Genomic DNA, 22167 nt, shown 5'->3' on the forward strand with positions numbered 1-22167 from the left:
TACCGGCCTGTCACGCCGGGGGTCGCGGGTTCGAGTCCCGTCCGCTCCGCCATTTTCGGGAAAGCATTTACTTTGGCAGGTTTTACTGCTCACTGATAAAACTTCTTTATCAACTTCATACTGTTGCAGGCATTCTGTTTGCGTTTCATCTATTATTCTTTCTACTTCTACTTCTACTTCTACTTTTCATTTACTTAGTTTTCCCTTGTTTTTCTTATAGTACTATAATCCATAGCTCTTTCATCTATAGTTATTGCACCTATGTTTTTCTCTCCTATAGTTTGTCGTTACCACATGAAAGCCTTTCCCCATATTAGGTATTACTATCCCTTAATGGCGCCTTACTGTTAGGCAACTGACTAATTCGTCAAAGCAGCAAACCACACGCTTTGTATAATATTGTGGCTGCGTGTCATCTGGACGTTAGATAATTTTATTCCCTTCACTTCATTGACTTAACTTAATCTTCTGCAATGCTTAAATTCATCTAAAGTATTATTCTAATAGTCAATTTTTCGACTACTTTCATGTGTATACGCACAACAAGACGCCTTAATTTTATGTGGTACAAATGAGCAATAATGAGCATAGACAATATCTACTCGCTGACAATCTCAGAGCAATCGCCGTTTCGTTTCTAACGGTTGTACTTGTTAGCGTTGTGCTCGGCCTACTGATGTTCTCAGTCATAAAAGAACACGAAGAGGCTCGTGCCGAAGATATCTTATCCAATGTGCGGATGGTATTTAAAGACGCTGAAGCGTCACTAGACTATTTAATCGCCAATTCTTATTATTCCTGTAGTGATGATAATCTAAACGAAATGCGACGCACGTTGTTTCGCTCTCGTTTCGTGAAAGAAATTGGTTTCTTTGGTGATGGGAAGTTATTGTGCAGCACCTATCTTGGGGTATTAAAGCAACCCATAGATGAAGCTGTTCCAGATTTTGTTACGGCATTGGGGGATGCATTTTGGATAAATACACCTTTAGAGTTGTTCGATAATCAATCTAAAGGCACCATTGCAAAGCGGGGGCGTTATAACGCCGTATTAGATTTAGATGGGGTTATCGGTCTGAATTTCGGTCGAGATTGGGCGCTTTTTTATAACGGTGAGCAACTTTACCATATGGCAGGCAGCCCCCGATTAACGCCTTCTATAACGGGGCGCGAGGGACGCAGTCTTAGTACCGACTATTTTTCCCTCAGAATAATTAAATGTGAAAAATATTACTCCGAAGTATGTCTAACCGTAGTACCTGATGAAGCCAGAATATTTAAAATTCACAAGGGCAAATTAGTGCTCTTTATCTGCATCATGTTAATGGCAGCTGCTTTATCCCATATGCTCACCTTCAATTACTTGCGACGCATACGTTCCTTAGAATCGCGGATAAACCGTGGGCTGAAATCAGGGAAGTTTTATTGTTTGTACCAACCGTTTGTAAACTTAGACACGGAAGAAGTCGTAGGCTGTGAGGTTTTGAGTCGGTTTGAAGATGAATATGGCCCTATCTATCCTGATGACTTTATTTCCCAAGTAAGAGATATTGGCAAAACATGGGAATTTACTACTGTGATGATAAAATCGGCAATGGATGAATTAAATCGATGCGCCAACATTCCTGAAGGTTTCAAGGTGTCGTTTAATTTATTCCCGTCAGATTTTATGCAAGATGAATTAATCGATTTGGATTGGGTGCTAGATTTAAATAACAAAAATTTTAAGCTTGTGCTGGAAATCATCGAAGATGAACAGCTTGCGACAAGCAGTGCAGCAAAACATATTAAAGCCCTTCGAAGTCGGGGGTTTTGGGTTGCCATCGATGACTTTGGCGTAGGTTACTCAAACCTTAGCCAACTGAAATCTCTAAGATGTGAGTTTTTAAAAATAGACCGTAGTTTCGTGATGGACATGGAAGATCACAGTATTCGTTCATCGTTGATACCCCATATCGTTAATATTGCTGACGAGCTGAAAGTGACCTTGATTGCTGAGGGAGTTGAGAACAATGAGCAGCGACGAGAACTTGTGAACATGAATGTGGAGTATGGGCAAGGTTGGTTATTTGGTAAACCGCAAACGGTTGGGAACTTAGCAAATACGATTGAGCTGTCTTTCAAAACCCATTAATCGGTTGGCGTGTCTGTCGTTCCGCGATACCATGCAGTTATTGTTAAAAGACGAAGAACGGCTGCATGCAGGACGTATTACATTGCCGCAAAATTTGTAAAATTTATCAAGAAGGCGACAACAGCACGCCTGTTTTAAATAACATTTCACTTTCTATCAATGCGGGAGAGCATGTTGCCATTTTAGGTAGCTCTGGCTCTGGAAAAAGTACCTTGCTGCATTTGCTTGGGGGCTTAGACACACCCACAAGTGGTGAGGTGTGGTTTAAAGGCGAGTCGCTTACTCATCTAAATGCTAAACAACTTGCCGCCTTGCGAAACAAAGAAATGGGTTTTATTTACCAATTCCATCATTTGCTAGGTGAATTTACTGCACTTGAAAATGTTGCTATGCCCCTTCGCATTGGCGGCGAAAGTGCGAGTAACGCTAATGCGAAAGCAAACGCCCTACTTAACGATGTAGGGCTTTCTCATCGTGCAGATCACTTGCCTAGCGCGCTCTCAGGCGGCGAACGCCAACGGGTCGCCATCGCCCGGGCATTGGTCACATCTCCTTCAGTTGTGCTTGCTGATGAACCAACCGGTAATTTAGATGCCACTACAGGGGAGCAGGTTTATCAGCTGTTAAAACGTTTAAGTGAGCAAAAACAAACTGCCTTTGTGATAGTAACGCACGATATTACCCTTGCTAACCGTATGGACAGAGTACTTCGCATTAAAGATGGTGAATTACTTAACGCAGTCACTAAGGAACAATCCTAGTGGCGCTGGCATGGCAACTTGCTAAACGATTTCGTCAAGCCAAGGTCCAAAATCGTTTCATCTCATTTATTTCTATGTCGTCTACCGTAGGTATAGGGCTTGGTTGTTTCGTGTTAATTACCTTGTTAAGTGTAATGAATGGTTTTGAGCGAGAGCTAACGCAGCGAATTTTAACCGTTATTCCTCACGGTGAGTTATATAGCACCGACAAGACCGGTATTGAGAACTTAGATGCGCAGCTTTACCGCCTGAACCAAGACCTCAGAATTGCCAAGGTTGAACCTTACACCCCTCTTACCGGCATGTTGCAATTCAAAGGTGAGTTAAAGGCGATTTCATTGACGGGCATTGCGGCAGACGCACAAAACACGTTTAGCCGGCAAGTAACGGACGAGCACTGGCAAAACTTCGCGCTAAACAGTGACAGTGTACTGATAGGTAAGGGAATTGCCAACAAGCTTAATATCGTGGTGGGCGATACCGTACAGGCACTTATTCCCGTCACTACGAAAGATTTACGCTTTAGTGCACCCACATCAATAACCTTAACCGTTGCTGGCTTTATGCATGTCGGAGGGGAGCTTGATAACCAATTGGGGCTGATGCACCTTGCAAAAGCTACCGCGGCCGCTGGCATAGAGGGCCAAGCATTGGGTATGCGCTTCACATTACACGATCCGTTTTCGGCCTATATCACCATGCGAGACATAGGTTATAGCTACCCTCAAGCGGTCTATATGTCTGACTGGACGCGAACCCAAGGTCATTTGTACAACGACATTCAGCTCGTTCGCACTGTTGTGTATATTGCATTGGTGCTGGTGATTGCCGTGGCCTGTTTTAATATTGTGTCTTCATTAGTAATGGCGGTACGAGAAAAACAACCTGCCATTGCGATCTTAAAAACCATGGGCGCAACCGATACACTAATCCGGCGCACGTTTATGTTTCAAGGTGTGCTAAACGGACTCATTGGCATAGTGGTAGGGGTAACTCTTGCAATTATTATTGCCCCTAATCTTTCTACTATTGTGAAGTTTTTAGAAGGTGTTTTTGGGGTGGAAGTGTTATCGGGCGATATTTATTTTATCGATTTCTTACCTTCTGCACTTATGTGGCAAGACGTGGTAGTCACCTGCGTGGTCGCCATTATTATGTCTGTATTAGCAACCTGGTACCCAGCCCATAAAGCGACAAAAGTGTCTCCTTCTCAATCCCTTCATTAACTGTATTACAGCATTAATATGCTTGGTCATTCACGTATAAATATGTATTGAGATTGTCAGTATAATGCAATTGTACAGTGTATTTGCGTTGGGTGATGGCAAGACCTATAAGCAATAAAAAAAGGGTTAGCGATGCTAACCCTTTTGTGTAGTTCGAAAGCGATGAAGGAATTAAGCGTTCTTGTCAAACTCGCTAAAATTCACATCTTCTTCTTTTTCACCAGCATGTTCATTGTAATAAATATCTTCATCAAGCCCACCTTCGCTTTTCGCAACAACACACGACACCATACAGTCACCTGTAATGTTAACTGCAGTACGGGTCATATCAAGTAAGCGGTCGACACCAATAATCAGGGCGATACCTTCAACTGGCAGGTTAACTTGCTGTAGTACCATGGCTAGCATGATTAAGCCCACACCTGGCACACCCGCCGTACCGATAGAAGCTAGGGTAGCGGTTAACACCACCATCATGTAGTCGCCCAAACTCAAATCAACACCATAAACTTGAGCGATAAATACGGTAGCCACACCCTGCATAATAGCGGTGCCATCCATATTGATGGTTGCACCTAAAGGAAGGGTAAAAGACGCGACTGAATTGTTAATACCCAATTTATTTCGCGCCGTTTCCATGGTGACTGGCAGCGTAGCGCTACTGCTTGAAGTACTAAATGCAAATAAAGCTGCATCGCGCATTTTCTTTAGTAGAACAACGGGGCTCAAGCCGCTTAAAAGTTTAAGCAATATTGAATAGGTCACTAAACCATGGATGATAAGCACGCCAAATACTAAGAAGAAGTATTTGGCCAAGCTAAAGATAGTGTCGCCACCAATGGTAGAGAACAGTTTAGCCATCAATACAAACACGCCGTAAGGCGCAAGATTCATGATGATGGTGACAAGGCGCATGATAACCGTGTTGATGTCTTCAAAAAACGCACTGACGCGTTTGCCTGCTTCGCCAGTCATCGCCATAGAAATACCGAATAACACTGCAAACACGATGATTTGAAGCATGTTGCCTTGCGCCATCGAGTTAATAGGGTTACTTGGAAACATATTAACGATAACGTCACCCAAACTTGGTGCAGTTTTCGCTTCAAATGACGTTTCAGTGGTTAGATTTAACCCTTCTCCTGGCGAAATAAGTAAAGCCATACTCATAGCCAGTGTGATTGCTATTGCAGTCGTGACAACATAAAGACCAACAGACTTAGCGCCTAACCGACCTAATTTACTCGGGTCGGACAGGGTACTGGTACCGCATATAAGCGAAACAAATACTAGTGGTACCACCAACATCTTTAAACTAGCGATAAAAATCTGCCCAAGGGTAGAAAATATACCATCTACAAAAATGCTATACGCAGAGAACTGGAAACCAAATACCGAAAACGTGAAATCTCCGCTATCATCGAACAATAGTTGAAGAAGCACACCTATCACGATACCGGCAATCATGCCGATAAAGATTCTGGTGGTTAAACTAAATTTATGTGCAGATTGAGACATTAAAATTCCCTGTACATTTTTATATTTTTATTTAGTGTGACAGATTCTATTGATTTTAAAACATAAAAAACGACCCAATTGTCATTTATAAAGGTTCAGGAACGAATTATGCGACAAATTACGCGCGTCTTGTCTAAGACACTCTGGCTATTTAGTACAATTTTCATACTAGCAGCATGTGGCGGAGGCGATTCAGTCTCTAGAGATGATAGCGATGGCTCCGATGATGGTGGTGATTCCTCCGCTACTGTTAATGTTGTATTAACCGTTCAAAACGCCAGCGGCGAAACCGACCGCAACCTAACCGCCGACAATTCTCTTACCGTTATTGCCACTGTTACCGATACCGACGGCGTTGCCCAAGCCGACCAACTTGTCACGTTTGCATTAAGTAATACCGACCTTGCGGTGTTCGGAAACGACACCGGTACAGCGCGAACTGACGTGAGCGGGGTAGCAAGAATTACCATTAATGCCAGCACTGCCTCAGGTGATGGTGAGATAACAGGTAGCTTGAGCAGCGGTGAAACTGGCTCTACTACTTTTTCGGCAGTAGGTAGCGCAACGGTTGACCCAGCAACCACGGTATCGTTGGCATTGCAAAATGCCGCAGGTGAATCAGACAGTGACTTGTCTTCAGAAAATAGCTTAACCGCAGTTGCTACGGTATTGAACAGTGAAGGTGAGCCACAAGAAGACTTAATTGTTACCTTCACACTAAGCAATGACGAATTAGCTGTTTTTGGAAATGATACAGGGACTGCCCGTACTAACGAGAGCGGTATTGCGAGTATCAGCTTAGCAGTTGGCACTGCATCGGGAGATGGGGAATTAACAGCGACACTTTCAACCCTTGAAAGTGACACGACTACCTTCAGTTCTACTGGAAGTGTTACCGTTAGCGAAGACCCTGCATCTTTACAATTATATGCAAGTGCGGTTCAGTTGGCCTCTAGTGGCTCTGACGATATCGAACTTATCGCATTAATTAAAAACGAACAAAGCGTGTTGATGGAAGGTGTTGAGGTTAACTTTTCTGCTAGCAATGAAGCCGGTGTCGAATTGCAATTAACCCAATCTACCACCACCGCCGATGGTACTGCCAGAGCGTTAGTGTCTACTCAGAATGATGCGTCGAATCGTACGGTAACGCTAACGGCTCAAACCGGCGCATTAGTTGAAACCGTTGATATTTTGATCACCGGCACCGAAGTTACTATTAATGGTGCAAATTCAGTTATATTGAATGACACCGCCGAATATACGTTGCGTGTTCAAGATTCTGATGGGGTAGCCATTGTTAATCAAACTATCCTATTAGAAGCAGCGAATGGTTCACTAAGTGAAACCTCGGTTAATACGGGGGCCGATGGTCAAGCGACTATCACTTACACAGCAACTACTTCGGGTGAAGATACGATCACTGCTTCGTCACTTAATGCCTCAGTAGAATTTGAATTAGAGGTTCAACAAGACGAATTTAGTTTTGTGGTACTGCCAGATGAAGAAATATCATTGAACGCCGCGGCCACAATCAGTGTTCAATGGCTACAAGATGGTACTCCAGCTGTGGGTAATAACGTGACATTTAGTGCTTCTCGCGGAGAGATTATTGGCGCAGCGCTTGTCACCACCGATGCTGAAGGTATTGCCTCTATCTCAATTGAGTCTGACAACGCCGGTTTTGCTTCAATTACTGCCACAGGTAGTGAGACTGGTAATGAGTCTACGGTGAATGCGGTTGCGCAAGTAGAATTTATCGCGGTTGAACCGTTCACCTTGATAGCTGATGCGACACCTGACCTGATTGGCCCTGATGGGCAAACCAGTACTATTACCGCAGTTGTCAGAGACCCTTCAGGTAACCTAGTTAAAAATACCGTGGTTAACTTCAACGTTGATGATGTATCTACTGGTTCTATTTCACCTTCTCAATCTACTACTGACAGTAGCGGTATAGCATCTACGGTATTTACCTCAGGTGCGCCTTCAAGTGAAGATGCCGTGATTATTCGCGCTTCTGTAGCAAGCGATGAAACGATTACTGACGAAGTGTATATGACCGTAGGGGATAGAGCATTTGATATCTCAATTGGTACTGGCAATGAAATTGAAGAGCCTGACTCCACCACTTACCTAAAACGCTTTGCTGTGTTTGTGTCTGATTCAGCCGGCCAGCCTGTTAGTGGCGTTGAGTTAACAGCTTCAGGTACGCCTGTTAAGTACAGCGAGAATGGCACATATTTTAAGGGCTTTTCGGAATGGGATGAGGACGAATCTATCCATGTTCTGTATGTCACTGCGACCTGCTTAAACGAAGACATCGACGGTGATGGGATTTTAGATACAGGTGAAGATAATAATAGTGACGGGTTCTTAACCCCCGGTATTGTAGGCACCTTAACGTTTGCTGATACAAGCGTAACTGATGAAAATGGTCAGGCCGAATTGGAGTATCGCTATCCGGCAAGTTACGGTGGTTGGTATAATATTGTGATTACTATTTTCGGTCAGTCTACAGGGAGTGAAGCAAGCCAAAATCACTATTACAGTTTAGGGATTTCTTCAGACGATTTGACCAATGAAGGGGCAGGTCTACCTGCGAACCCATTTGGATCTGAAGCAGACTGCAGTACTATTAATTAGTACTAATTCAACTATCACAAAAAAGCCGGCATAAGCCGGCTTTTTCATATGCAAAACAATAACTAATCTTGCTGGAATGGATACACAGAACCAAGCTTTAATAGCTGAGTAAGTTCATCCAGTGCAGTGCGTGATTCAATCAGTAACTGCGGGTCACGTAAATCGTCTTCAGTAAGTTCATCACGGTAGTGTTTATCTACCCATTTGTTAAGACGCGCAAACTGCATGTCGTTAATTAAGGTCGCTGGGTTTACCGCATCAAGTTCTTGGTCGTTCATGGCTACACGTAAACGCAAGCACGCAGGGCCGCCACCATTGCGCATACTTTGCTTTACATCAAAATAGTTCACCGATTTTATCGGCGTGCCCAAAGTAACTAGTTTGTCTAAATAACGCTTAACCGCATCGTTTTCTTCGCAGTCTGTGGGGGCAATAATCGTCATGTCACCGCTTGGCAGCGTGATGATTTGGGTATTGAAAAGATACGTTTTAATTGCATCTTGTACCGACACTTCATCAGTAGGCACTTCAATAAGATGAAGGGGGGAATCACCAAACTTAGTTTGTAGTTCTTTTAGCCCGGCGTCCTTTTTATAAAAGGCTTGGTCGTGGTAGAACAGTACGTTTTGGTTGCCCACTGCAATCACATCGTTATGGAAAACCCCTTGGTCGATAACATCAGGGTTTTGCTGCATGTATACCACGCCTTCTTCGCTTAACCCATGCAAGCGAGCAACAGCTTGGCATGCTTCTAGTGTTTGGCGGGCAGGGAATTTAGTGGGGGCGGGTTTACCAGGGTCGAAAGCGTGACGGCCATATACAAAAAGCTCTACTCCAGCGTGGCTGTAATCGGAACACAAGCGAGTATGGTTTGCTGCGCCTTCGTCACCAAAATGTTCATTATCTGGCAAATGTAAGTGGTGGGCAAAGTGCTTTTCGTTTGCGAAGGTCGCTTTTAAAATATTACCTGTCACTTGCGGCTCTAATGAACGATGAAACTTGTTTGTTAAGTTTGCAGGTGTAAAATGCACGCGACCATCCGCCGTATCAGCGCTTGGAGAGACTGTGGCAGCGTTTGCTGTCCACATGCTTGATGCAGAGCAACATGCTAAGAAAATCTCTCTAGATTGCTTTGCAGCGCTTTCTAGCACTCTGGCATCTGAACCAGAAAAGCCGAGTCGACGTAATGCTGCTATGTCTGGGCGTTCTTGAGGGGCAAGTACACCTTGCATCATGCCCATGTCAGACAAGGCTTTCATTTTTAGTAAACCTTGTTTAGCGGCTTGCTTGGGGCTGCTAACTGCATTGGCATTGTTCAGAGAAGCAACATTACCAAACGAGAGTCCGGCATAGTTGTGGGTTGGGCCAACAAGCCCATCAAAGTTAACTTCAAATTGCTTCATACTTTCCCTCTATTTGGTGTTTGAGCGTTTGACCGCTACCCTATAAATGCATAACCCATGATTTGGGGAGTATTTACAGTGAAGCTAACGTCTCTTTTTTTGTTAGCCGCGAATTAATAAGCATAATAAATGCCTGTTAATTACTAGGCGCAAAGGCATAATGGCTGGCATTATACGGTTTTTATGCGCCTTGCCAATCAAGGTGGTTGAAAAGTGAACAGGAATTGCACGCGATTGAAGCAATGGGAAGAATAACTATTAAGAAGATCTTGTTTTCCATTCACTTTGTCGATATATGTTAAAAAAGCACGGACACCCTAATGGCACAGTCTAGGGGTCCTTTATCTTTGAGAATGACTAAAATAGTCCTTTAGAATCAATAGGTTTAATTCAATTATATGGCAAAATCTCTAGTCATAGTCGAGTCGCCAGCCAAAGCGAAAACGATAAATAAATATCTTGGTAAAGATTTTATCGTAAAAAGTTCTGTCGGCCATGTTCGCGATCTGCCTACGAAGGCATTGGGCAAAGTTGAGCCCAAAAAGCCAGCGAAAGAACTAAAAACTTATAGCGAAGAAGACAAGCAAGAATACCTTCGCAGACACGAATATTTAAAACTTGTTGATCGAATGGGAGTGGATCCAGAACAGAACTGGAAAGCTCACTATCAGGTTTTGCAGGGTAAAGAAAAAGTGGTTAACGAGCTTAAACGCTTGGCCAAAGACGCTGACACTATCTATCTCGCAACGGATTTGGATAGAGAAGGGGAAGCTATTGCGTGGCACTTACAAGAGTTGCTGGGCAGTAAAGGCAAAACCTATCAGCGTGTGGTGTTTAACGAAATTACTAAAAATGCCATTCAAGAAGCCTTCTCAGATCCAGGTGAAGTAAACGTTGCTCGTGTGAATGCACAGCAAGCTAGACGTTTCCTCGACCGCGTTGTGGGCTTCATGGTGTCACCGCTACTTTGGAAAAAAATAGCACGTGGTTTATCAGCTGGCCGTGTTCAATCGGTAGCTGTTCGTCTAGTAGTTGACCGTGAACGTGAGATTAAAGCGTTTGTTCCAGAAGAGTTTTGGGATATTCATGCCGACTTAACCAGTGAGCAAAAAGCAGCGCTGCGTATGTTGGTAGCCAAGCATGAAGGTAAAGCGTTTAAACCGGTTAATAAAGCACAAGCAGACAAAGCATTAGAAGACTTAAATGGCGCTAAGTACTTAGTTGAAAGCCGTGAGTCTAAGCCTACGTCTAGCCGACCTTCAGCACCGTTTATTACGTCAACGTTGCAACAGGCCGCGAGTACCCGTTTAGGTTTTGGTGTTAAGAAAACCATGATGATGGCGCAGCGCTTGTATGAAGCGGGTTACATCACTTATATGCGTACCGACTCAACAAACTTGAGCCAAGAAGCACTCGATAATTGCCGCGCCTATATCGATGATAATTTTGGTAGCCAATACCTACCAGAATCGCCTAATCGTTATGGTAGCAAAGAGGGCGCACAAGAAGCGCATGAAGCGATTCGTCCTTCAAGTGTTAAGGTAAATGCTGCACATTTAGGCGATATGGAGCGTGACGCTCAGCGCCTTTACGAGCTTATTTGGCGCCAGTTTGTTGCGTGTCAAATGACGCCGGCTAAATACGATGCCACCACCATTAGAGTGGGTGCAGGTAATTACGAGTTAACGGCGAAAGGTCGTGTGTTGAAGTTTGACGGCTGGACACGTGTTCAACCACAGCTTCGCAAAAAAGGTGAAGAAGAGTTAATGCTGCCTGATGTTCAAAAAGGTGATGTATTAAACTTAAATGCGCTTGATCCCAAGCAGCACTTTACCAAACCAGTGGCGCGTTTTAACGAAGCGTCTTTGGTAAAAGAGTTAGAGAAACGCGGCATTGGCCGACCTTCCACATACGCAAGTATCATTTCTACCATTCAAGATCGCGGTTACGTTCGCCTTGAAAATAAGCGTTTTTATGCTGAAAAAATGGGTGAAATCGTTAACGACCGTTTGATGGAAAACTTTGATGACCTTATGAGTTTCGACTTCACCGCCAACATGGAGCAACAGCTTGATGATATAGCGGAAGGTAACAAAGATTGGAAAGACGTACTTAACCTTTTCTACAGCGATTTTTATGGCAAGTTGCTTAATGCCGAGAAAGCCCCTGAAGAAGGCGGAATGCGCCTTAATCAAGCTATTCCTGCTGGCATTACGTGTGACAAGTGCGGGCGTGAAATGAACGTGCGTACGGCATCTACCGGTGTATTCCTTGGATGCTCTGGTTATAACTTACCGCCAAAAGAACGCTGCACCAACACCATGAACCTGACACCAGGTGATGAAGTGGTGAAAGTAGATGACGAAGAAGAGTTAGAAACCGAAGCGTTACGTGCTAAGAAGCGCTGTCCAATATGCAGTACTGCTATGGACAGTTACTTAGTAGACGAAACCCGTAAGCTGCATGTGTGTGGTAATACACCAACCTGCGAAGGTACCTTAGTGGAAACCGGTACGTTCAAGATTAAAGGTTACGACGGCCCCATTATCGAATGTGATAAGTGTGGCAGTGACATGGAACTGAAAAACGGTCGCTTTGGTAAATACTTCGGTTGTACCAATGAAGAATGTAAGAATACGCGTAAGTTGTTACGTAACGGTGAGGCAGCTCCACCTAAAGAAGATCCGGTAGATTTACCAGAACTTCCTTGTGAAAAATCGGATGCGCACTTTGTATTACGTGATGGTGCTTCTGGTATTTTCATGGCGGCGCATAACTTCCCTAAATCTCGGGAAACGCGTGCACCAAAAGTGGAAGAACTGGCGCGCTTTAGAGATAGAATTTCTGAAAAATTCTATTATCTGGCCGATGCACCGCAAAAAGATCCGGAAGGTAACCTTGCTATCGTTCGCTACAGTCGTAAGACCAAGCAGCAATATGTGATGTCGGAAAATGAAGCGGGTAAAGCTACGGGTTGGTCTGCATGGTATAACGACGGTAAGTGGGAAACACAAGCCGCCAGTAAACCTGCTGCTAAAACCAAAGCGAAAGCCAAAAAGAAATAAAGAGATTTAGTATATGGCCTCGTTACAGGAACAGTTATTAAAAGCCGGCATAGCAGACAAAGGTTCTGCTAAGCAGGCGCGTGCTGAAAAGCGCAAAAAGAATAAGCAAAAGACAAAGAAAAATCAGGGTGTGGTGGACGAAGCAACTATTGCTGCTCAGAAAGCCGCTGAAGAAAAGAAAGCCCGTTCACGTGAGTTGAATCAGTTGCAACAGCAAGAGCGTGAGAAGCGCTCTGTCATTGCACAGGTGAAGCAACTCATTGATGTGAATAAACAGCCGCGAAAAGGCGATACCGTACTGAATTTCACGCATGACAATGTAGTGAAGCGTATGTACGTGAGCGCTGAAATGCACAAGCAAGTGACTAAAGGCCGCTTAACCGTGGTGATTTTAGGTGATGCTTATGAGCTAGTGCCTACGCCTGTAGCGGATAAAATTGCGCAGCGTGACGATAGCTTTATTATTTACCGTGCCGACTTAGACACCAGCGACAATGACGGTAAAGAAGAAGCACAAGATGATTGGTATGCCGACTACGACATTCCAGATGATCTGACCTGGTAACGAAATCCTTGCCTTGTATCCAAATAAAATGACGTGAAATTCTTTTTCACGTCATTTTTCTTTTTCCTTCTCACATTCCCCTTCAATTTTTATTTCACTGTTTTCGCCGTTAGTTTGTCATGGCGGTATTCTCGGGGCTGATTGTTACATCGGTGCTTGCGCTTTACCTGCACGGTTAACAATCTATTGAATTAAGCGCACTTAGCTAAATAATCATTAAGCCCAGCTAAATATTGATCTTTTTCGGTAGATGTTAGCCAGCTTGCTTTAAAGCTGTTTGCCACTAACGTACTTAGTTCCTCTTGACTAAATCCACCCTCTTGCTGCAGCGCAATAAGGTTTTCATTTAAATATGCACGAAAATAGGAAGGATCGTCTGAATTAATCGTTGGCATTAATCCACGTTCAAGCATGGTTTTTATTTCGGTTGAGGTTAGTGATTGCACCACGAATTGATTCGACACTGGGCAAATGGTTAAGCCAATATTTTTTTGTTTCACTAAGTCGCATAATGCGTCTGATGCTAAAATATTTACGCCGTGATCTATTCTGTCTACATCGATATCTTCTAATACTTGGCGAATGTGCTCTAGGGTATTGTGTTGGTTAACATCGCAATGCATAGTGAGTTTTAATCCCCACTCACGGGCTTTAGCAAACACCTCTGCAAATTTAGATGGTGGGTTATTGTGTTCATCTGAATCTAATCCCACACCAATAAGTTTACTCAAATGAGGTTCAGCCATGAGTAAGTGTTTCATAGCCGAGTCGGCCGACATATCACGAAGGAAACACAGTATAAGATTGCTTTGTACACCTAGCTTGGTATTAGCATCCTGTTGTGCGCGATAGATACCTTCAATTACAGTATCGAATGCTACGCCTCGGGACGTATGAGCTTGTGGGTCGAAAAAGAGTTCCACATACACAATGTGCTGCGCCGCCGCTTTTTCAAAATAAGCCATGGTAAGCGCGTAAAAGTCTTCTTCTTCAATTAATACACTCATCCCTGCGTAATAAATATCTAAAAAAGAGGGTAGATCATGAAAGTTATAAGCGGCTATCATTTGCTCTGGGGTTTCTGCACTCAGGCTTACGCCATTCTTCTGTGCTAATGCAAAGCTTAGCTCAGGCTCTAATGTGCCTTCAATATGAACATGGAGTTCGGCTTTTGGCATTTTTTGTATGAATTCTTGCATGTGGCCTCTGTGTTATTTTTAGAAAAACGCGCACAAAACGACGCATTAAGGCTGAAATACAGCTAGTTTAAGACGCTGTGTCATCTAGGTTTATGTGTAAATTCACATAAAAAGCAAAGCCAAACGATGCAAAAAACAAGCCTTAGTTAAAAAGTATTATAATCTATTGATTAGCTTAAGTTATTAATAGTAAAAGATAAATGACGATTTTAGTTTGAATTCATGACTAAGTGGTTAGTGGCCAATGATGAGTAAACATGTGCCTGAAGTGGTGCGAAGGGCACTAACGTTAATGGCGTCACGCGACAATAAGTGGCAGGTGCATCGAGTTAGTGCAAGGTTTTCATTTGCAATTATGCAAGAAGGCCTGCGACAAAGCAGACCTTCTCTTGTGAAATTCGCTATTGTATTTCTATATCAACATAGCCCGTTTTAAAATACTCTGGGCCGTGCAGTTCTACACAAGAAAGTTCATCGGCTGCTTTTTGCGCCATTAGATAAGCATCAGAGTGAGTGCTATTTTTTATAAGACCACTATGCGTGCGCGATGGCGGGCCAAATATGGGCCTACCAGAACATGTAATCGTATACTTCCAATCAGCTAATTGCGACGAAAAAGAAGTGCTTTTGGTTTCGGTTGAGTAAGTGTAACTGCTTGTTGTTTCTGTTGCTTCCCAGCTTTTTGATAAAGTCGAAGCGCTAAAATCAGCATAGTAAGGTAGGTCATGTAATAGCTTTTTGACCGATGTAAGTTCATTTCGACCAAGTTTACAATTGAAAACGTCATAGGTGTAAGCCACTTTATCGTCACCATTTAAGGTCACTAACGATTCCAAGAAACCTCTATTTCGTACGCCATTTTTGGTTTCTTTAAAATCGCAATTAGCATCTTCTTTTATCCTGATATTAATGTCAGGATAAGTTAAGTCCAAGTTCAGATACTTGTGATGGTAGTTAACGTTTAATTGAGGTGTGAAGTATTGCAAAATGTATTGATATTCTATTGATTCTAAATAGTTATCGGTTCTGAAGCTTGTGTTAATCCCCGATAATTTCAACAATTTTTTTGAGTAGTCGTTTATGCTTACATCGTTTATTTTATCAAGTAGGCCAGCAAACTCAGATATAGAATTTTTATGTTTGATTTGCGCTTCGAAATACGTATCTAGAAGTTGTCGATTTACATGCACACTTTCATTAGAATTCACAATTGCGTTTTTCGCTAACGCTAGAAAGCTGCGTTTTTTTGTTAGTGCAAATGCATTCATATATCCATCAAATGACGCTTGGCTGACAAAAATTGCTTTTTTGGCGAGTACTGCCTCGTTTCGGTACGCCCCCTTTTTATGTTGTGCGAGGTAGCGATCGAATCCTGCTACAGTATTTTTCTGTTTAGCCGCTTTGAAGTCAGCCTTATCAATGAGCGCATATCGTTTTGCCTTAAGCTTGTTTATTTTGTCTTGGGGAATACCAGCAAGATGTTCTTTGTTATTCAAAACTTTATTAATTGAGGTCACGGATGAACCTGACACTAGGCCAGCGTAGCGCTGATTTAGCCTTACGTTATTTTCTCGATGTGAAATAGCTTTTTGTGCATCAGCAAGCCGCGACAACAGTATCTTTTTGTAAATCCAACCTTCGCCGTTATAAACCCATCCGTCTTCTATTTTTTCGGAAATTATAAGCGTCCCCTTATTGTGCTTATTAATGATTTTTCCTCGAGTAGACGGTCTATTTCGTTGGTTGACGACAGGTGATTTCACTACAAACCCATAGTAATTATCTTCGCTTAACAATCGCTTTATGCTTTCAAGCTTTTCTATACTTTGAGCGTTGTTTATTGCTTTTATCAAAATGTCATGATCGATCAAGCTTATGTACGGCTTTACGTTTTTACTAAAGGTAGTGACGGCGTTGTTGGTTAATACGTCATGAATTTCATTCTTTGTGGTGAATATGTCACTTTTTATTGTTGCGCCAACGCGGTTTAACAAATCACTATCAATTTTGTTATTCACATAAAAGTCGCCGTCAGAAGCAGCCCCTACAACTATATAGGGAACAAGCACTGTCATCAGCACCATGCCGCCAGAGACTTCTGAATCGTGAAATACCGAGTTTTCAGGTATGTTCTTTTTGGCATCGGTAAAGCAAGGTTTTGAACGGTTAGTATGTGTTAGCACTACGCAATCAATAAACGTATCCCCATTCGTTATATTTTTTCCTTCATTTTGCTTTAGTAGCTTTATTAGTGCTTGCCGACTTATTTTCTTAGCTGATATATCGACAACGTCGATTTTATCCTTCGTAAGTTGAAAGATAACTTGCAGCTCTTTATGAGGAAGTTCTTCGTTAGCATATTGAGATTGAGTTTTTGCGCTAAGTGATGAAAGATTTTTCATTTGTGATGCATTGTTCGACGAACAAGACGCTATCAAAATGGTTGTGATAGTTACTATTGCTTTGCGAAAAATACTGCTGTTTTTCATAAAGTGGTTCTTGATGATGTTTTAGTTATCCACTTATTTAAACAAAATAGAAAAACACTGTCCTTCCTCAAATCGCGCATAATTGGGTTGTTTCAGCGTCCAAAATTAATCTAGCTGACTAGGTGTCGTGTAGGTGTGGTGACACTGGAAGTATCACCACACGCCGGTATGCTCAGTGTGAATTGACCTTTCAATGATAGGGTGCTTGAAGGGGTAAATACTAAAAACCCGGGTAACGTCTTGAATGGATACTTGTACAAACCGCTCCGCGCCAGCAAACCCTTCCAGTTTTGGGTGAGACCACAAGATGGATGCTTTGCCATTAACGAACAAGATATCCCCATTGCTATCATCAACAAAGCATAAACCAACACGTCCATCTGATTCGATGTTACCAAGGGTATTAAAAAACTTATTCCCACTAAAGTCAGGAAACAACAAGCTACTTTCATCTACGTCAATGAAGCCAGGCTTGCCGCCTCGATGCGATACATCGAGTCCGTGGCGAGGGTCGTCGGTAAAGTCATGGTGCCTTGAGGCAATGTAAAATGTATCCGCCCGAGCGATTAGCAAAGCATCTTTACTGGTTAGCGCACTGGAACGTGCATATTGAGTATTTGAATTTGTGCTTAAGCTGGCTTCCAGTGTAGGTGCCACATCACGGTGCAAGGTACCTCGAGGGTGAATATACTGAGGGCAGTTTCCATAACTTTGCTCTACTTGCACGCGTATAACACCACCCCGATTGTGCATTATTAGTCCGTTGAGCCTATTACGGCGGCGAGTGCTGAGTTGCAACCCAAGTAGCGCAATTTTACTGCCAGTATTACCATCTAACAATGCGACATCATTAATTAACCAAGTTACATTATCGTCTAAGGCAAGTGAAAGCTGAGTGGGTGATGGCGACTGAATATAGTGGTGGTCGTCAACAGTGGTATGGTCACCCCAAAGTGGTATAGCCCAGGGATGCCCCTGACTATCCACAAGGCCAGCCATCATGAATGGGCTATTGCAAAAAAAAGCGCGGTGCTGCGCTGGCATAAAAGGGCGTATGAAGCCTTTCATCTGCTCATCCATACGCTCAGCAACGCCTAAACGTTGCTGAATGCGATATTCCTCAGTATGAAAGACACTCGCATTACTTGAATTAACGCTGCTCATAACAGATCCTACAGCCTACATTCCACTATGGGAGAACTGGCCATAGGAATGAAATTAGCGAGCGATTCAATGCGGTTAACCCAAGCGCGAATAGCGGGGTAGGGTTGCAACGAAACACCCCCTTCAGGTGCATGGGCTATGTAACTGTACATGGCAATATCCCCAAGCGTCAGCGAGTCGGTAGCCAAGTATGATTTGGTGTCGGTTAAAGTATCTTCCATCACTTTTAGCAAGTTTTCAGTTATTGCTAATGCGCTGGCTACATCAATATTGGCACCAAATACATACTCAAGACGAAGTGCTGCTGGGCCTTTGGCAAGTTCACCTGAAGCCACTGAAAGCCAGCGTTGTACACGGGCCTTTTCAATAGGTGTCGCCCCCATCCAAGGATAAATACTGCCGTAAGTATCTGCTAAATAGACAATAATGGCGTTGGAGTCTGACACTGTGTGTTCACCATCAACAATCACTGGTACCTGCCCGAAAGGGTTCTTGGTAATAAAGTCTGTCGATTTGTGTGCGCCGTTAACCATATCAAGTTCGTGATTAATGTAGCTAATACCGAGCAGCGACATAAACAATTCCACTTTATGACAATGCCCAGATTTTGGGTTTCGATAATGAATAATAGGTGCGTCTTTCATTGTGCTATTTGGGGCATTTTTCGGTAATGAAGTCATCAACATTCTCCTTATAAATCAAGTTCTGTAAGGCTTGGAAAGTCATCGGGACGGCTATCGCCTTCCCAAGTCAGTTTTCGTTCATTGTCACTAATAGGGTGGTCATTAATACTGGCAATGCGGCGCTGCATTAAGCCTTCTGGGTTGAACTCCCAGTTTTCGTTGCCATAAGCCCTAAACCATTGTGCTGAGGCATCTTGATATTCATAAGCAAAGCGAACAGCAATACGATTATCAGTATGCGCCCACAGCGCTTTTACCAATTTATAGTTAAGTTCTCTGGCCCATTTTCGTGTTAAAAAAGCCTCGATTTGAGCCGTTCCGGTAATAAACTCAGCACGATTTCGCCACTGACAATCAGCCGTGTACGCTGCAGCTACTCGCACAGGAGAACGACTATTCCAAGCATCTTCAGCCAGGCGAATTTTTTCAATAGCAGTTTCTTTGGTAAAAGGGGGAAGTGGAGGTCTCATAAGCTCATCCTGTTTATTTATATTGCAGTGAGTATGATTGCTTGCTAAAAATAAATAATTACTCAATTTTGAAATTTATAATTTCATTATTTGAAATAATAAAAGTGTAGAATAGTTGGTAAACCCCATTAGGAATGAGTAAAGCGACTCGGTATGGATAGAATACAAGCAATGTCAGTGTTTGCGGAAGCAGCTAAGCTTGGCAGTTTTGTGAGCGCTGCCGAGCAATTGTCGATGTCGGCTCCGGCGGTAACGCGGGCTATCGCTACTTTAGAAGCACAGTTGAACACGCGATTGTTCCATCGTACAACTCGTCGTATTCGATTAACCGAAGCGGGCATACAATACCTTAATGACGTACAGAGAATATTGGCAGACATAGCACAAAGTGAAGCTGCAATTGCGGGTGTTCAGTTATTGCCAAAGGGTACGCTGAGTGTAACGGCGCCCGTGTTATTTGGTGAGCTTTACATTACACCTATCATTGCTCAGTTTTTACGAGACTTTCCTGAAGTAAATGTGCATGGCTATATGTACGACAACATTGTTGATCTACTCGACACAAAAATTGATGTGGCAATAAGAATTAGTCAGCCGAAAGACTCTGGTTTATATGCCACTACTGTGGGGTACGTAAGAAAGGTAACGGTAGCATCGCCAGACTATTTAGCTAATGCACCAAACCTAAAAACACCGGAAGATTTAAAACATCATACTTTGCTGTACCCGAGTGACTTCAAGGAGCCGCCGGTGTGGAATTTCAAACGTAATGGTAAAACGGTAGCCATCCGTTTACAGCCTAGATTTGAATGCAATCAAAATCGTTCGACAATTAGCGCCGCAAAATCTGGGCTAGGCATCACGCGCTTGATGTCTTATCAAGTAGCGGATGCAATAGAGAAGGGGGAACTAGTGAGTGTGTTAGATGAATTTAACGATGAAAAGTTACCTATACAAGTAGTCAGTCTTGAAGGGCGTCATAACCTAGAAAAAGTGAAGAAATTCGTAGAATATGTCAAAAGTGCCTTAGCAAAAGATGTGTACTTGAATTCTTAATCTCACGCTAATATTCAACAAGCTGATAAACAATCCGTTTAACAAGTTGTTCATTCGAGCTGTTCATAAGAGCTCGGCACAACCCTTTTTAAAAGCGCTGTACTTAAACGTTGAATTGCGATTGATACGTTACTTCTACTTACCCTGGTTAATACCCTCATTAATGACTTCGTTTCTTTCTCGTTCGTAGGTGTCATAGCTTTTTTGATACTGAGCTTCGCACTCTTCTCGTTGTGCGCCATAAAGTTTACGGCACTCTTGAAGACGGTTCTCTTGCGTAGCTTCGTACAAATCTTGCGACGTGCAAGCGAATAAAAACGGCGATACCGTTGCCACTACCGCGAGGGATGCGAGTTTGCGATTAAACATAAATTACCTTTGAGAAGAGAACTGCCACACTCGTGGCTAACAGGTATTTGTTATGACGGTTCAAATTCCATTTGGTTCATTGATTCACCCGTGCATTTTTTAGTGCTATCTTCATGCAGGTTTGATAAAAATAGCCCCATAAATAAAGAGTAAATAACCAGTCTTATGATTTCTTGGAAAGTATTAACATTTACTCAGCTCAATACCCATCAGTTGTTCGAGCTTATGAAGCTGCGAGTTGATGTATTTGTGGTAGAACAAACATGCCCATACCCTGAGCTTGATGAAAAAGACAGACATAGCGATACGCGGCATTTATTGGGCTTTACTAACAACAAATTAGTCGCTTATGCCCGTTTGATCCCTGCGGGGGTGAGTTATCCTGGGGTAAGTATTGGCAGAGTGGCTACCCATGCTGACTTCAGAGGCAATGGTGCGGGTATAAGCTTGTTAACTGAGGCGATAAAACAGTGTGAAAACCTGTGGCCGAATAAAGATATTGAAATTGGTGCACAAGAATATTTGTTAGCGTTTTATCGTAAGTTTGGTTTTGTGCAAACATCACAAATGTATCTGGAAGATGATATACCTCATGTGGACATGAAGCGTAAAGCCGTAGTTTGATTCAAGTATCGCCTGGGTATTTAGGGGGGGAGATAATTAGGGCTGGTAGTTAATTAGGGCGGGTAAACGCCCGCCCTAAAAAAAACGGTAATTATTGTTGCTTAGGTAGCATGTCTACCAATTCGTTAAGGTCATTTACTTTGTAATCGGGTGCAATAGCCAGTGGATACAATACCTTGCCTGGGCGGGCAATAAAGGCGGCTTGCCAACCGGCTTGTTTAGCGCCAGCAATATCCCAACCATGTGCAGCAACTAGCATCGCATCTTCGGGTTTAACCCCCATTTTTTCAGCGGCCCATGCATAAGTGCGAAGATCAGGTTTGTATAGGTTGATATCTTCAACACTTAAGCGGTGTTCAAAAAAATCCAGTAAGTCAGCGTTTTTAAACTGGGTATACACGCCTTTGTTTGAAGAGTTGGTCAAGCTTACCAGTGTATAGCCTTTGTCTTTTAACGCTTGTAAACCACTACGCACATCTGGGTGTGGTGGCAAACTACGAAGTGGGGTAACAATGGCCGTTTTCGCTTGTTCTTGAGTAAGCGAGATGCCTTCTATCTCAGCCACCATTAGCAATGACGCCACACCAATTTCACCGAAAGTGTGAAAACGTTGGGTGGTAGAGTCTACCAATGAGTGATGCAACATGGTTGAAAACCACAAAGGGAGTAGTTCATTACGCCCGCCTAATGCTTCTCCCACTGAGCTTCGCATTGCAGTCAGATCTAGCAGGGTTTCGTTCACATCGAAGAATATAACTTTTGGGGCTGATGGCTTACCCGTTTCCATGTTGCTGT

Annotated in this window: 17 protein-coding genes; 8 read left to right on the top strand and 9 right to left on the bottom strand. The window is 43.1% G+C overall.

Annotation, left to right across the window (positions count from 1 at the left end):
- The first annotated feature begins 571 nt into the window (after positions 1-571).
- The 3 genes from AAC006_RS07520 (at position 572) to AAC006_RS07530 (ending at position 4121) form a co-directional block, all read left to right on the top strand.
- Entirely contained in the window at positions 572-2134 is a 1563-nt protein-coding gene (locus AAC006_RS07520; RefSeq protein ID WP_126872168.1) for an EAL domain-containing protein, read from the top strand.
- A 65-nt stretch (positions 2135-2199) separates the two neighbouring features.
- Positions 2200-2895 (top strand): lipoprotein-releasing ABC transporter ATP-binding protein LolD, encoded by a 696-nt coding sequence (gene lolD / locus AAC006_RS07525; protein WP_126872169.1) that lies wholly within the window; start codon positions 2200-2202, stop codon positions 2893-2895.
- Positions 2895-4121, top strand: a complete 1227-nt coding sequence (locus AAC006_RS07530; protein ID WP_126872170.1) for a lipoprotein-releasing ABC transporter permease subunit — start codon at positions 2895-2897, stop codon at positions 4119-4121. The genes lolD and AAC006_RS07530 overlap by 1 nt, the downstream gene beginning before the upstream one ends.
- 171 nt (positions 4122-4292) lie before the next feature.
- Here the strand turns inward: AAC006_RS07530 and AAC006_RS07535 are convergent, their stop codons facing one another.
- Positions 4293-5639: a dicarboxylate/amino acid:cation symporter gene (locus tag AAC006_RS07535; RefSeq protein ID WP_013784488.1), complete on the bottom strand. Its 1347-nt coding sequence runs from the start codon at positions 5637-5639 to the stop codon at positions 4293-4295.
- 108 nt (positions 5640-5747) lie between these two features.
- Between AAC006_RS07535 and AAC006_RS07540 the strand changes: the two genes are divergently transcribed.
- Positions 5748-8285, top strand: a complete 2538-nt coding sequence (locus AAC006_RS07540) for an Ig-like domain-containing protein (protein WP_339891062.1) — start codon at positions 5748-5750, stop codon at positions 8283-8285.
- 62 nt (positions 8286-8347) lie between these two features.
- On the opposite strand, the gene astB is transcribed toward AAC006_RS07540, so the two are convergent.
- Complete coding sequence (astB, locus tag AAC006_RS07545; protein WP_288389682.1) at positions 8348-9688, bottom strand: N-succinylarginine dihydrolase; 1341 nt, start codon at positions 9686-9688, stop codon at positions 8348-8350.
- 398 nt (positions 9689-10086) lie between these two features.
- Between astB and topA the strand changes: the two genes are divergently transcribed.
- A complete protein-coding gene (topA, locus tag AAC006_RS07550; RefSeq protein WP_013784485.1) occupies positions 10087-12753 on the top strand; it encodes a type I DNA topoisomerase in 2667 nt (888 codons plus the stop codon).
- Between the two features lie 13 nt (positions 12754-12766).
- Entirely contained in the window at positions 12767-13318 is a 552-nt protein-coding gene (locus AAC006_RS07555; protein WP_208805067.1) for a DUF2058 domain-containing protein, read from the top strand.
- 191 nt (positions 13319-13509) lie between these two features.
- Here the strand turns inward: AAC006_RS07555 and add are convergent, their stop codons facing one another.
- From add to AAC006_RS07580, 5 genes are all read right to left on the bottom strand, one after another.
- Positions 13510-14517: an adenosine deaminase gene (gene add / locus AAC006_RS07560; RefSeq protein WP_208805069.1), complete on the bottom strand. Its 1008-nt coding sequence runs from the start codon at positions 14515-14517 to the stop codon at positions 13510-13512.
- 401 nt (positions 14518-14918) lie between these two features.
- Positions 14919-17006: a hypothetical protein gene (locus tag AAC006_RS07565; protein ID WP_339891063.1), complete on the bottom strand. Its 2088-nt coding sequence runs from the start codon at positions 17004-17006 to the stop codon at positions 14919-14921.
- 153 nt (positions 17007-17159) lie between these two features.
- Positions 17160-18170 carry a pyridoxamine 5'-phosphate oxidase family protein gene (locus AAC006_RS07570; RefSeq protein ID WP_013784476.1) on the bottom strand — a complete coding sequence of 337 codons (1011 nt, stop codon included), beginning with the start codon at positions 18168-18170 and terminating at the stop codon, positions 17160-17162.
- 8 nt (positions 18171-18178) lie between these two features.
- Positions 18179-18850 carry a glutathione S-transferase gene (locus AAC006_RS07575; protein ID WP_013784475.1) on the bottom strand — a complete coding sequence of 224 codons (672 nt, stop codon included), beginning with the start codon at positions 18848-18850 and terminating at the stop codon, positions 18179-18181.
- Positions 18851-18861: 11 nt separating this feature from the next.
- Positions 18862-19323: a nuclear transport factor 2 family protein gene (locus tag AAC006_RS07580; protein ID WP_013784474.1), complete on the bottom strand. Its 462-nt coding sequence runs from the start codon at positions 19321-19323 to the stop codon at positions 18862-18864.
- A 153-nt stretch (positions 19324-19476) separates the two neighbouring features.
- Here AAC006_RS07580 and AAC006_RS07585 point away from each other — a divergent pair, with 153 nt between their 5' ends.
- Positions 19477-20379 (top strand): LysR family transcriptional regulator, encoded by a 903-nt coding sequence (locus AAC006_RS07585; RefSeq protein ID WP_126872180.1) that lies wholly within the window; start codon positions 19477-19479, stop codon positions 20377-20379.
- Positions 20380-20514: 135 nt separating this feature from the next.
- On the opposite strand, the gene AAC006_RS07590 is transcribed toward AAC006_RS07585, so the two are convergent.
- Positions 20515-20748, bottom strand: a complete 234-nt coding sequence (locus AAC006_RS07590; protein WP_126872181.1) for a hypothetical protein — start codon at positions 20746-20748, stop codon at positions 20515-20517.
- Positions 20749-20913: 165 nt separating this feature from the next.
- Between AAC006_RS07590 and AAC006_RS07595 the strand changes: the two genes are divergently transcribed.
- Positions 20914-21372: a GNAT family N-acetyltransferase gene (locus AAC006_RS07595; protein ID WP_126872182.1), complete on the top strand. Its 459-nt coding sequence runs from the start codon at positions 20914-20916 to the stop codon at positions 21370-21372.
- A gap of 91 nt (positions 21373-21463) precedes the next feature.
- Here AAC006_RS07595 and AAC006_RS07600 read toward each other — a convergent pair whose 3' ends face one another.
- Entirely contained in the window at positions 21464-22159 is a 696-nt protein-coding gene (locus AAC006_RS07600) for a haloacid dehalogenase type II (protein WP_126872252.1), read from the bottom strand.
- Between the last annotated feature and the right edge of the window lie 8 nt (positions 22160-22167).

Origin of the sequence: uncultured Alteromonas sp., assembly GCF_963976965.1 — a bacterium.
GTDB lineage: Bacteria > Pseudomonadota > Gammaproteobacteria > Enterobacterales > Alteromonadaceae > Alteromonas > Alteromonas naphthalenivorans.